Origin of the sequence: Parafrankia discariae, assembly GCF_000373365.1 — a bacterium.
GTDB classification, from domain to species: domain Bacteria; phylum Actinomycetota; class Actinomycetes; order Frankiales; family Frankiaceae; genus Parafrankia; species Parafrankia discariae.
This window is the reverse complement of the sequence record NZ_KB891288.1, coordinates 1-12,621: the sequence shown is the minus strand read 5'-3', so window position 1 is coordinate 12,621 and position 12,621 is coordinate 1. Positions and strand designations below refer to the sequence as shown.

7 protein-coding genes and 2 pseudogenes are annotated in these 12,621 nt (G+C 68.7%); 5 read left to right on the top strand and 4 right to left on the bottom strand.

Going from position 1 to position 12,621, the window contains the following annotated elements:
* Positions 1 to 650: 650 nt before the first annotated feature.
* Positions 651 to 1,439 carry an IS5 family transposase gene (locus B056_RS39080; protein ID WP_051105826.1) on the bottom strand — a complete coding sequence of 263 codons (789 nt, stop codon included), beginning with the start codon at positions 1,437 to 1,439 and terminating at the stop codon, positions 651 to 653.
* 631 nt (positions 1,440 to 2,070) lie between these two features.
* Between B056_RS39080 and B056_RS39075 the strand changes: the two genes are divergently transcribed.
* Positions 2,071 to 7,029, top strand: a complete 4,959-nt coding sequence (locus B056_RS39075; protein WP_051105825.1) for a diguanylate cyclase — start codon at positions 2,071 to 2,073, stop codon at positions 7,027 to 7,029.
* A gap of 373 nt (positions 7,030 to 7,402) precedes the next feature.
* Here the strand turns inward: B056_RS39075 and B056_RS46390 are convergent.
* A pseudogene (locus B056_RS46390) lies at positions 7,403 to 7,632 on the bottom strand (hypothetical protein); the annotation flags it as partial.
* Positions 7,633 to 7,848: 216 nt separating this feature from the next.
* Between B056_RS46390 and B056_RS43380 the strand changes: the two are divergent.
* Entirely contained in the window at positions 7,849 to 8,271 is a 423-nt protein-coding gene (locus B056_RS43380) for a hypothetical protein (RefSeq protein WP_154677386.1), read from the top strand.
* A gap of 282 nt (positions 8,272 to 8,553) precedes the next feature.
* On the opposite strand, the gene B056_RS0134200 is transcribed toward B056_RS43380, so the two are convergent.
* Together B056_RS0134200 and nadE are read right to left on the bottom strand one after the other, a co-directional pair.
* The gene (locus tag B056_RS0134200) at positions 8,554 to 9,612 is read right to left on the bottom strand and encodes a YihY/virulence factor BrkB family protein (RefSeq protein ID WP_407672453.1); all 1,059 of its coding nucleotides are present in this window, start codon (positions 9,610 to 9,612) and stop codon (positions 8,554 to 8,556) included.
* A 191-nt stretch (positions 9,613 to 9,803) separates the two neighbouring features.
* Positions 9,804 to 10,789 (bottom strand): annotated as a pseudogene (gene nadE / locus B056_RS46320) (NAD(+) synthase); the annotation flags it as partial.
* Between the two features lie 49 nt (positions 10,790 to 10,838).
* On the opposite strand from nadE, the gene B056_RS46315 reads away from it, so the two are divergent.
* From B056_RS46315 to B056_RS0134180, 3 genes are all read left to right on the top strand, one after another.
* Positions 10,839 to 11,039, top strand: a complete 201-nt coding sequence (locus B056_RS46315) for a hypothetical protein (RefSeq protein ID WP_195905988.1) — start codon at positions 10,839 to 10,841, stop codon at positions 11,037 to 11,039.
* Between the two features lie 209 nt (positions 11,040 to 11,248).
* Positions 11,249 to 11,749: a hemerythrin domain-containing protein gene (locus B056_RS0134185; protein WP_018506329.1), complete on the top strand. Its 501-nt coding sequence runs from the start codon at positions 11,249 to 11,251 to the stop codon at positions 11,747 to 11,749.
* A 110-nt stretch (positions 11,750 to 11,859) separates the two neighbouring features.
* Positions 11,860 to 12,615 (top strand): ZIP family metal transporter, encoded by a 756-nt coding sequence (locus B056_RS0134180; protein WP_018506328.1) that lies wholly within the window; start codon positions 11,860 to 11,862, stop codon positions 12,613 to 12,615.
* The last annotated feature ends 6 nt before the right edge of the window (positions 12,616 to 12,621 follow it).

The window sequence follows — 12,621 nt, the reverse complement described above, 5'->3', positions numbered from 1 at the left end:
TAGGGCGCCTCGTTCACCCGACTCGGTCAGGCTGTCGTACTCGTTCAGGATTCTCTTCTTGTAGGCCGCGGTGAAGGTCCGGCGCTTCGGCCGGTCCGACCGTGGTCGGCCTCGGGAGGGGCTCACCCCGCCATCCTCCTGCTTCGAGGAGGCCATGTCTGCCATGGTCAACGTCACTGGTCTTGAAGATCCCGTCTCGCCCTGCGCTACAGAGGTCTCAAAGATCCATCTGTCTCACGGGAGTCTGACAGACAGGGATCACGCCCTGCGGCCAACGTACACCTAGCAACGTCTCACCCAGGACTGCCCCAGAGGGGGCTGGGGTGAGCCCGACCAGGGGCGCAGCGCTGGGCTTGCATCCAACATGTTTCCTCGGATCGCCCCGCACACCGACCTGCGCCTTTCAACGCATCCGGCGTTCCACAACGCGCGTTGTGCGGTCCGGACACGACACGTCGAGTCAGGCGCAGATCTCTGATCGTCCGACAGCGTGCCCATCTACGCGAACCCTTGACGGCCTCGTTCACTCCAGACCTGGCTTGGATGCTGGGCCGGGAGGAAGCTGGAGAGCGCCTTGTCAGGGCAAAGCTCGCCAGCTCCCTCCCGCCCTAACAGGGCGTTCGATCCTGCGGGGTCTGTCTGGTTCGGGTTCAGGTTCCTCGCCAGGTTGGGGTTGATTCGCCGGTGGCGCGGCGGCCCATGAGGTCGATCATCGCAAGATCAATCATGGCTTCGGAGCGGGTGGGGTGGGCTTCGTAGTCGCGGGCGAGACGGCGGTAGGCCATCAGCCAGCCGAAGGTTCGTTCCACGATCCACCTGTGGGGAAGAGGAATGAACCCTTTGGTGGCGGGGTCACAGCGGACGGTTTCGACGTCGATACCCCGCTCGGCGGCGTGTTCGATGACGGTGGTGCGGTAGGCGCTGTCGGCCCAGGCTTTACGGATTCTGGGATGGGTGGCGGCGAGAGTGGTCAGCAGGTGGAGGCCGGCGCGGCTGTCGGAGGTGCTGGCGGTGGTGACCAGGACGGTGAGCAGTAGCCCGAGGGTGTCGACGATGATGGTCCGTTTCCGTCCGACGATCTTCTTGCCGGGGTCGATGCCCTGGGTGGCAGCGGGAACGGTGGGGGCGGTCTTGACGCTCTGGGAGTCGATCATGCAGGCGGTGGGTTCGGGGTCGTGGCCTGCGCTGGTGCGGACGCGGCGTCGTGTCAGGTCGATGAGTTGGTCGAGGACGCCGTCGTTGTGCCAGTGGGCGAAGTAGCCGTAGACGGTTTCCCAGGGCGGGTAGTCGTGGGGAAGATAGCGCCAGGGGATACCGGTGCGGTCGACGTACAGGATCGCGTTGAGGACGCTGCGCAGATCGTGTGTTGGGGGGCGTCCGATGGTCAGGCCTTTGCGGTGGCGTTCGTTGCGCCAGGCGGTCAGCACGGGTTCGACCAGTTTTTATCGGGCGTCGGACAGGTCGCTGGGGTAGCCGTCGCTGTTAGGTCATGGTTGCGGCCTACCGCAGACCGGCCGCGGCTACCCGGAGTTCTCTGCGTCACGGGTAGATGTCGCAGGCCGCCCGGTAGCGGGATGAGACAGGATCGTTCGGCGCCAACACCGCACCACCATGAGCCTCATATCTGCCGGAACAGCTCGGGCCGGGCGCGGATCTCGGTGAAAGAGTGCTGCGTATGATTGTCGGGCGGGAGACGAACCGGCCGAAAACCCTCGGCAAGGAATCGAACGCCCTGCAAGAGGGTGTCTCACCCGAGCCTGATAGGGAGGGGCCCTGCCCACAACCCGAAGGCCAGCATCGACAGCCGCGTGAGGCACAGTAACCACTATTCGGTCACGCCGTAAAGAATCAGGGAAAACTACGTGTAACAGGGCCGAAAAGCGTCCATATAAGACTCGCTCTTGATGTGGCCGTCCCGTGCGCTTCGTGGGTTTGATTCTCTTAAAGAGTCAAATATGGACTTGAATCAGTCGCCTCTGATTCTAGCGGCTGAACACTACGGCGGCGCCATGAGGGGCACACTATGGTGAGGCAGTTTAGCTTTGAACCTGATTGTGTCGGAGGTACCGAATGGGTGCCGACAATGGAACGCCAGCCCGAATTTCGCCACGACTCACGCGGTTCGGGCTCGTCCACGTCAGCGCCCGCACGCGGGTGAGCCGGCTGTCTGGGCCGGGCGGCAGTGTCATCCTGAAGGAGCCGGTAGGGCCGGGGGCACAGCGGCGACTGCGGCACGAGTTGGCGATCCTCGGCCGCCTGTCCGGCGTCGAGGGCGTCGTGCAGTTGGCACCGGAGGCGCGCTATCCGGGGTCGATCCCGTTGAAGGACGTCGGCGGTGTCTCGCTGGCGGACTGCCCGACGCCGCTGGATGCCGCGGAGCTGACCCGGCTCGCGTTACGCCTGGCCCGCGTGGTGGACGGTATGCACCGCGGCGGCGTGGTGCACCGGGATATCAGCCCGGCCAACATCGTGGTCGCGGGGTCGGAGCGAGAGCCGTATCTGATCGACTTCGCGTTGGCGACGACGTTCGCGGAGATCCGCCCGGAGTTCACCCACCACCGGGAGATCGTCGGGACGCTGCCGTACCTGGCGCCGGAGCAGACCGGCCGTACCGGCCGCCCGGTCGACCAGCGCGCCGACCTGTACGCGCTCGGCGCCACCTTGTACGAGTCGGCCACCGGCGCGCCGCCCTTCGGCAGCGGGGACCCGCTACGCCTCACCCGCGACCACCTGGCCCGGATACCGGTGGCCCCGGCCCAGGTCAACCCCGCCGTGTCACCGATGCTGTCCGCCATCATCATGCACTTGCTGGCGAAGGAGCCCGACGATCGGTACCAGACGGCGGCCGGGCTCGTCCACGACCTGACGCGGCTGCGGGACGGTGCGCTGGAGCCGTTCCAGGTCGGTACCCGAGATTTCCCCCCGCGGCTGCTGGCGCCGTCGCGGCTGTTCGGCCGGGACGAGGAGATCGCCGAGCTGCACTCCACGTTCACGCTCGCGCAGTCCGGGCGGCGCCGCGGTCTGCTGGTCACCGGGGCGCCCGGAGTGGGCAAGACCTCGCTCATCGAGGAGCTGCGCCCGATCGTGACCGGGAGCGAGGGCTGGTTCGTCTCCGGCAAGTTCGACCAGTACCGTCGCGGCTTCGAGTTCGACGGCGTGTACCGGGCGTTCCGCGCGCTCGGGCGGCTCCTGCTGGCCGAGCCGGAGGACCAACTGGTTGACGTACGCGAGCGGATCCTGCGGGTCGTCGGCCCCAACGCGGGCCTGACGGCCGCGCTGCTACCCGAGTTCGCCGCGCTGCTCAAGGTTCCCCCAGAGATCGGCGACCCGCAGACAGTGCAGGCCCGGGGGCAGCGGAACGCGGTGGAAATTCTGCGAGTGATCGCGTCCCATAAACGGCCGGTGGTGTTCGTCGTCGACGACCTGCAGTGGGCCCCCCGTACTCCGCTGAGGGTGATCGACGAGATGTTCAGCAGCGACGAGCCGGTGGAGGGCCTGCTGGTAGTCGGCGTGTACCGGGAAGGCGAGGTGGACGCGACCCATCCGCTCGCTCCGATGCTGGCCCGGTGGCGGCGCCAGGGCGCGCTGGACTTCCTGCGGCTGGACAACCTGCCCACAGCGGGCCTCGCCGGCATGGTCGGCGACATGCTGCGCCTGGATCCGCCCCGGGCCGCCGAGCTGGCCGGCCTCATCGCGCCGCGTACGAGGGGCAATGCGTACGACACTGTGGAACTGCTCAACGCGCTGCGGATCGACGGCGTGCTGACCCTGGCCGAGGACGGGTGGTCGTGGGACGAGGCGGCACTGCGCCAGCTCGGCCGTGCCGATGTCGCAGACCTTCTCGCCGAGCGTGCCGGCGCGATGCCGGCGCCGACCCGAGCGGTGCTGGATGCGATGGCGTGCCTGGCTGGGCAGGTCGAGATCGATCTGTTGGGGAAGGCGACCGGCCTGTCCACCGCCGAGGTGGAGGAGCGGTGTCTGCCCGCGCTGGACGGTGGGCTGCTGGTCGTGGAGCCAGGTCCGGGCGGCCACGACGTGGTGCGCTTCCGCCACGACCGGCTCCTGGAGGGCGTGCTGCGGCACGTGGAGCCCCGGCGACTGGACCGGCTCCGGCTGCGGCTGGCCCGGCGGCTCGCCGCCCGGCCGGAGCTGGGCGCGCTCGCCGCGGAGCAGTACCTGCCGGTGATCGACGCGGTCCGCGACCCGGCCGAGCGCCACGACGTGGTCGAACTGCTCCGCGGCGCCGCCGAGCAGGCCGGACTGGTGAGCAACCACGCGCTGGTGGGGCGGCTCCTCGACGCGGCGGCGCGGTTGACCGCTCCGGACGACATCGACTCGCTGATCGAGCTGCACACCGCCCGGCACGAGGCGCTCTACAACCTGGGACGGCTGGACGAGGCGGACGAGGTCTACCGGGCCGTCGACCAGCTCTGCACCGAACCGGCGCAGCGGATCGCCCCGACGGCCGTCCAGGTGAGCAGTCTGACCAACCGGCGCCGCTTGCAGGAGGCGATCGCGCTGGGCGTCGGCCTGCTGCGGCAACTGGGCATCGAGGTACCGGCCGCCCAGACCATCGACGCGGACGTCGAGCGCCGCCTGGACGAGCTGTACCGATGGCTCGAGGTGGAATCCGTCGCGGAGCAGGTGGGCCGCGCGGAGATCACCGGGCCGGCGCTGCTGGGCACGATCACGCTCATCAACCGCCTGATGCCACCCACCTACCTGTGCGACCGTGCCACGATGGCCTGGTTGGTCCTGGAGGCGTTACGGATGTGGGCCGAGCACGGCCCCAGCCACACCCTGCTCGGCGCCGTCAGCAACCTCGTCTGGGTCACGACCAGGCTACGCGGCGACTACGGCACCGGAGCCCGGGTGCTGCGGCACGTCCTGGCGGTGAGCGCGGCACGCGACTACGGACCCGGCGCGGCGCAGGCCAGCTATCTGTACGCGCTCGCCGCCGGACCCTGGTTCGAACCGCTCGAGGACACAGTGCGCCGCGCCCAGGCCGCCCGGGAGGGGCTGATCCGGGGCGGCGACCCACAGTACGCCTGCTATGCCTATGTCGCGGTGGTCCAGCAGCTCTTCGAGTTCGCACCGGAGCTGGGCAGCGTGGTCGAGGAGATCGAGTCGGGCCAGGCGTTCGCCGCGCGGACCGGCAACGAGCTCGTCCCCGGGACGCTCTCCACTTACCGGTGGCTGATCCGACTGCTGCGCGGCGAGGGCGGGTCGGACGCGCCGGGAACGCCTCCTCCGGCGGCAACCAGCAACGACCGGTCGGACGCCGTGCAGGCACACGTCATCTGTGCACTGGCCGCCGCTGTGTTCGGTGACCAGCCGGAACTGGAGCGGCACAGCGAGGCGGCGATGGGAATGCTCCCCGACATGGAGGGGATGTATCCCACGGCGCTCGCCCATCTGCTGCGCGGGCTGGCGCTGGCCGGTCAGGCCCGGGCGGCCGAGCCGGACCAGCGCGGCGGCCCGCTGGCCGCGCTCGACGCGGAGGTCGACTGGTTGCGGCTACGGGCCGCCGACGCCCCCGCGAACTTCCGCCACCTGCTGCGCCTGGCCGAAGCCGAACGGGCCTGGGCAGTCGGAGACCACCTGGCCGCGGCCCGCGCCTTCGACGAGGCGCGCCGCGAGGTGTCGACACGGCGCCGCCCCTGGCACCAGGCGCTCATCACCGAACGCACCGCCCGGTTGCACCTCGCGCACGGCATGGAACATGCGGGGCACGAGCTGCTCGCCAAGGCCCGCGAGGCGTACCTGGCCTGGGGCGCCACCGCGAAGGTGGACCAGCTCGACTGGGCGTACCCGACCCTACGGTCCGCCACCACACCGCTGTCCGAGCTCGACACGCAAGCCCCCACCGTCGTGGGCACCGGCCGTTCCAGCATCATGACCGGCACCCTCGACCTGTTGGGCATCCTCGCCGCCTCCCAGGCGCTCAGCTCCGAGACCAGCATCGACGGCGTGCGCGCCCGTGTCGCCGAGGTGCTGTCCGCCATGACCGGCGCCACAGACGTCCACCTGCTGCTGCGGGACGCGGAACGGCGGAAGTGGCTGCTTCCAGCCGGCGCGGCGAGTGCCCGGGCGGCGAGCGACGACGGGAAGATGATCGCGCTGGACGAGCCCGATCGGCAGCGCCTTGTCCCGATGTCCGTCGTCCGGTACGCCGAGCGCACCCGTGAGCCCCTCATGGTCACCGACGCCACCCGCGACGACCGATTCGCCCGCGACCCGTACCTCACCGACCTCGGCTGCTGCTCCCTACTGGCGATACCGATCCTCAACCGTGGGGCGCTGCGCGCCCTCCTGCTGCTCGAGAACCAGCTCATCCGCGGCGCGTTCTCCACCGAGCGCCTCGGCGGCGTCATGCTCATCGCCGGACAACTCGCCGTATCCCTCGACAACGCACTCGTCTACACCTCGCTGGAACGCAAGGTCGCCGAACGCACCCGCCAACTTGAGGTCGCCAACCGGCGCCTGGAGCAGCTGTCCATCACAGACGCGCTCACCGGACTGGCCAACCGCCGCCGGCTGGACGAGGTCCTCACCGCGGCGTGGCGGCGTGCGCAGCACGCCGCACAGCCACTTGCCTTCGTGATGATCGACATCGACCACTTCAAGCTTTACAACGACCACTACGGACACGCGGCCGGCGACGAGTGCCTGCGGCATGTGGCGAGCGAGCTCCAAAGCCGGATCCGCGACACGGACATGGCCGCCCGCTACGGAGGGGAGGAGTTCGGCATCGTCATGCCCGACACCGACACCCCGACCGCACTGCGCATCGCCGAACGCCTCCGCGAAGCCATCGCCGCGCTCGCCCAGCCGCATCCGCTGACGGCAGAGCGCATCGTTACCGTCAGCATCGGCGTCGCCGCCGTGGTACCACCGCCAGGCAAGGCCGCCGACAGCATCGTCGAGATCGCCGACGCCGCGCTCTACAACGCGAAACATGCCGGCCGCAATCGGGTCCGCGCAACCGTCTCGCAGAACCGTCTCACAGAACTGAAACCCAGAGCGTGAGGCCCCCACGCAACTCGTCGATCCTGTGATAGCCGTTGTCCGGCCATTCGGCGACCGCCGTCGACGAAGATCGCGCCGTCGTGAGCGTGGATGCGTTCGCCTTTGGCGTCCCGCCGGACGAGGCCGGGGTGGATCGAGTCGTATCTCATTACGCGATGCACCGGTTCCTGTTGCTGACCATAGGACAAAGGCATCGAGAGGCGAATGACCCTCTCCTCAAGCTCGAGTTTCACCTGCCAGTGACCCAACTCGAGTTCGTGATCAAGGGGATAGCTACCGACCTGACCGGCAGTGGATAACGCTGTGTGTGCCCGACCGCCCCGCAGCTGGGAGCGTGGTGGCCGCGGGGTCCGTCGGTCTACCCGCCGATCATTCAGTTGGCTGACCCCACGATCGACGTGGTTCGGGCTACTTTCGACCCGGTGTGAATCTCGCTGCGGAGCTGGGTGACGAGCCGGCGCGCGTGGGGGCGCCGACTCGGAGGCGTTTGCGGAGGGTTTCTGCGGAGATTGGGCGGTGGTTCTGTCGGCAGTGCAGGACGTCTTCGGCGCGAGCTCGGTGGAGCAGGTCCTGCTCACGCGCCCTGGCGCCGTTCCGACGAGGCGCGACACCATCCGACGGTGTCTCTGCTCCGGCTCCGGTCGATGCGTATCCGTCAGGTGCATCGCTTCGATCAGACCGATTACCGACAAGCCCACCGCCGGAGTGAGGCGATCACGATGTCCTCAGCCCACGTTGCCACGCGGCAACGTCAGCGATCTGCGGCCAGGTATGCCGCACTTTAAACATTTATGCCGGCCTGATCGCAGGTGCCTGACCGTGAACGTCCGCGAATCGGACCCGGATGCCGACGCGGACCTGCCCGCCCTCGTCGACCAGGCACCCGGCCGCCTGGAGGCCGGGCTGCCGGTAGGACACAGCAACCCGACTCAACCCCGGACCGACACGACCTCCCCACGACACCTCGCCCGCCGGGTGGAAGGTCACGAGGCTTCGGGCCGTGTGGCCGACCGCAGGGCACCGCTCTCGCTGTTTGTGCTGGTAGAGGGGTACGGAAGCGGTCCGGCAGTCGGGGTCTTCGTCCGGCTACGCGCGCGGACGTTGCCACAGGGCGTGGGCCTCGTCTGGCAATGGAACTCGGCCGGCTCGGTCGGCGGTGCTACTGACCTGCAACGATGCTCAAGATCGATACTGGTGGCCGTCCGCTTTTGCGGCGGGCAGTCCGAAGCGGACCGTCGCTGACCTCCGTCGGACGCTTCACTGCGAGTTCGGGAGAGCGGAAGCGACGAACCGGGTAAGGGATCCGGACAGCGTGCTGGCAGCTGGCAAAGCCACGTCGCCGGTCGACGATCAGGGCCTCGTCGCTGGGCGGTTCGCCGCCGCCCGCGGGACGTCGGTCGGTACGGTGGTCAATATGGCCGAGAAGGGCCCGAACGAACTGGTCATGGCTGTCCATGGATAATCTCGCCGAGGCGGATGTTTGAATTCTTGATGTGCTCGGTTACCCGGGGCCCGTCGCTTCCGTCACGTGTTTCGTTGGCCAGCGTGTCCGTGGGAGCGGCGCGGGCGGTGGGGCCAGGCGCGGGTGTCACGGGGTTCGGCGTAGGGCTCCTCGTCGGCGGGCAGGCCGCCGGTGACGGCGCGTTCTCGGGCGATCTCGGCGTCGAACTCCAGGCCGAGCAGGATCGCGAGGTTGGACAGCCACAGCCAGATCAGGAAGATGATGACGCCGGCGAGCGTCCCGTAGGTCTTGTTGTAGGACCCGAAGTTCGCCACGTACAGGGCGAATCCGGCCGAGGCTGCCAGCCAGATGACCACCGCGAGCGCGCTGCCCGGCGTGAGCCAGCGGAAGCCGCGGACGCGAACGTTGGGCGCGGACCAGTACAGCAGAGCGATCATGAGGATCACGAGCAGGACCAGCACCGGCCACTTCGCGTAGGACCAGGCGGTCAGGGCGGCGGAGCCGAGACCGAGGGCCTTTCCTGCCTGTTCGGCGAGACCACCGGAGAACACGACGATGGTCGCACTGGCCGCGAGGAGCACCATCAGCATCACGGTCACGGCCAGGCGCAGTGGCATGATCTTCCATGCCGGCCGTCCTTCGGGGATGTCGTAGACGGCGTTGGCGGTGCGGATGAACGCGGCGATGTAGCCGGAGGCGGACCATAGCGCCCCGGCCAGGCCGACGACGGCGAGGACACCACCGGTGCCGGCGGTGTCGCGGATGCCGTTCACCGCGTTGCGCAGGATGTCCCGGGCGGAGCCGGGCGTGAGCTGTTCCAGGTTGGTCAGGATGCTGTCGGTCGCGGACTTCCCGATGACCCCGAGCAGCGAGACCAGGACCAGCAGAGCGGGGAAGATGGCGAGGACGCCGTAGTAGGTCAGCGCGGCGGCGCGGTCCGACAGCTCGTCGTCCTTGAACTCCTTGGCCGTGCGACGCAGGACCGCGAACCAGGAGCGGGACCGCAGCTCGGTAAGCCGGTCGGGCTCCGCCTCGCGGACCGCCTCATCTGGGCCGGTACCGAGCGCCGGCTCCTCATCTTGCCGATGCCGTCTCCAGAGGGCAACCATACCTGGATGCATTGCCATCCTGGCGTCCACAAATCCTGGCTTCCGCTCCGCGTGCCGATGTGCCTGACCGCCCGCCCCGTGTCCCTCGCGTGCGCGGCCTGCCTGCTCAGCCAGGCTGTGACCGCCCCTGCCCGCCTGCCGGGCCGTTTCAGGCGGGCGAGCGGGCGGGGGCACCATCGGTGTGCCGAGTGGCGCAACAGGTGGAAGAAGCGGGTGAGGAACGCCTCGAGCCAGTGAACGATGGTCGACAGTCCGTAGGCGTGCCGTCCCTCTGCCGGGAAGCCGGCTGGCCAGCGGCCCGCGTCGGCCTCGCGCCAGGCGTGCCAGACGAGGAATGCCACCTTCGACCGTGGCAACCCGTACCGCATGATGTGGAACGGGAAGAAGTCGTGCAGTTCGTACGGCCCGATCCGATCTTCCGTGCTCTGCGTCGCGCCCGTCTCCTCGCCGGCGGGCACCAGCTCCGGCGATATCTCCACGCCGAGGATCGCGGTCAGCAGCGCGCAGGTGGCTTCGTCGAACTGTCTCCTGTGGTCACCGTCCACCGGATGAGGTACTGCTCTCAGGGTCTTCGGTACTCCCGCGTTGACGGCGTAGTGGCTCATCTGGTCGCCGACGTTATAGGTCACCCGCCCAGCGCCAACTCGCTGAAGTCGCCGGCGCCGACGACGAATGTCGATCTCCACAGCCTCGATGCCGAGCGCGCGCATCGGCGCCCAGGCGTTCGCCCTGGTATCCGCCCCGGTGGCGAAGCCCGGCATGGTGTACCCGAGAATCGACGTGCGCGGGACGCCGAGCCGGTCGCAGGCCTTGGCCGCGACGATCAGTGCGTGCGTCGAGTCGAGGCCGCCGGAGACACCGATCACCATCTTGCCGCCGCCGGTCGCCTGACACCGCCGCGCGAGGCCATGCACCTGGATGTTGAAAGCCTCGTGGCAGTCGAGATCGAGACGCCCGCGGGTGTCGGTAACGAACGGGAACCGACGCTGGGGGCGCCGCAGCCCGACATCACGCCGATGCGGCCGGTGCTGGAAGCAGATCGTGCGGAAGCGACGCTCTGGGCCGCGGAGAAGTGGGCGCGATCGACGGACTTGCCCACGACGATGTTCGACGCCGACAGGGTCGCGATCAGAGTGGCGCCGGCCAGCGCCGCATACGAGGACGGCCGGATCGGCGCCCAGTGGTCCTTCACGCCGCAGCCGGATCGGGGGACGGCCCACACCGCCGCCGCCGGTGTGGTGGAAACGCTGCGCGAGGAGCGCCCGGTCGAGCCGGCCGACATCGTCGACCAGCCCGACCCCGGCCCCGGGCGGATCGACGGCGGCTGTCCGGGCCGGGTACTGCACCGCAGCCCCCTCACCTCGCTGCTCGGCGTGCCCCGCCGCCCCGTCGAGCTGCTGACGACCGCCGCCGGCCGTCTCCACCGCGGGCCGCGTTGACCGTCATCGGCCACATCGTGATCGCGGAGAGGGCCGTGAGCCGCACTGCCCATCCACCGGACGTTTCACTCGCAGACGTGTGGGGATCTGCGTCCCTACCAGCCGTTCCTGCCGGTCGTCGTCGGTGGCGCTCGGGGTGGACGACCGGAGAGGAAGGGCGGGGGACCGGCTGCGCGGAGCTCACCTCGTCAGAATTCGGAGGATTTGAAATGTCGACGGACGCTATCGTGCTTCTGAAGGAAGATCACAAAGGGATCAAGGCTGCGTTCAAGTGTTTCCAGGAGGCGGGGGAGAACGCCCACGCCACGAAGGGCAGGCTCGTCGAGAAGATCATCGAGCTGCTTACGGTGCACACCTACATCGAGAACGAGGTCATGTATCCGGAGGTCCGCGGTCTGCTGCCGGCGCTGGAGGACGACATCCTCGAATCGTACGAGGAGCATCATGTCGCAGACCTCCTCGTCATGGAGCTGGCCGCGCTCTCGCCGGAGGCGGAGCGTTTCGATGCCAAGACGGCAGTTCTGATCGAGAATGTGACACACCACATCGACGAGGAAGAGCAGGAGTGGTTCCCCCAGGTTCGTGAGGGACTCGGCCGCAAGCAGTTGTCCGAGATCGGGGAACGGTTGCTGGAGGCGAAGGAGAAGGCTCCGCACAGCCCGGCCCAGCCGGGCGCCCTCAAGAAGACTGTCGACGCCGTCATCAAGTAGCCGCGCCGTTCCTACGCCCACGCGTACATCGCCCTCCGGCCGCCTGGCCCGGCGGCGCGTGGGCCGCGGTCCACGAAACTGGATGAATTATGCCGGACTGGATATAGATTATGCCGGGGTGGATGGAAGCCGGTGGCTGGGGCCTGCTGGCCGGGTCCGCGCTGTTGGTTGGTTCCGCAGTGGGCTATCTGGTGCGACTGCCGCGGCGCGTGGTCGCCTCGGTGATGGCGTTCGGCGCTGGTGTGCTGCTGTCCGCGGTGGCCTTCGACCTGATCTCGGATGCGTACGAGCAGGGTGGGTTGACCCCCACCGTGCTCGGAGCGGTTGCCGGCGCCGTCGCCTATACGGGCTGCAACGTGGTTTTGGCATGGCGGGGGGCGCGGCACCGTAAACGTTCCGGGGGGCAGCAGCCCTCGGAGGACGAGCAGGCGGGCTCGGGCACGGCACTCGCTCTCGGGGCGCTTCTGGACGGCATCCCCGAATCGGTGGTGATCGGTGCGAGTCTGCTGGGCGGCGGGGCGGTCAGCGCGGCCACCGTCGTCGCGGTGTTCGTCAGCAACGTGCCCGAAGGGCTGTCCAGCGCGGCGGGGATGCGGCGAGCCGGCCGCTCCCCGACCTACGTCTTCGGGCTGTGGACTGTCATCGCGCTGATCAGTGGTCTTGCCGCCGTCGTCGGATACACGCTGCTGGGTGGTGTCTCGCCGCTGGTCCTGGCCGCGGTGACCGCGGTGGCTGGCGGCGCCATCCTGACGATGATCGCGGACACGATGGTCCCGGAGGCGTTCGACGAGGCGCATCTGGCGACCGGCCTCATCCTCCTCGTCGGATTCCTGGGGGCGTTCTCGATTTCGGTCTCCGGTCGCTGATCGGCC

Coding starts and splice junctions, on each gene's coding strand:
- B056_RS39075 (WP_051105825.1), top strand. CDS start 2,071: ATGGGTGCCGACAATGGAACGCCAGCCCGAATTTCGCCACGACTCACG.
- B056_RS0134200 (WP_407672453.1), bottom strand. CDS start 9,612: ATGCATCCAGGTATGGTTGCCCTCTGGAGACGGCATCGGCAAGATGAG.
- B056_RS0134185 (WP_018506329.1), top strand. CDS start 11,249: ATGTCGACGGACGCTATCGTGCTTCTGAAGGAAGATCACAAAGGGATC.
- B056_RS0134180 (WP_018506328.1), top strand. CDS start 11,860: ATGCCGGGGTGGATGGAAGCCGGTGGCTGGGGCCTGCTGGCCGGGTCC.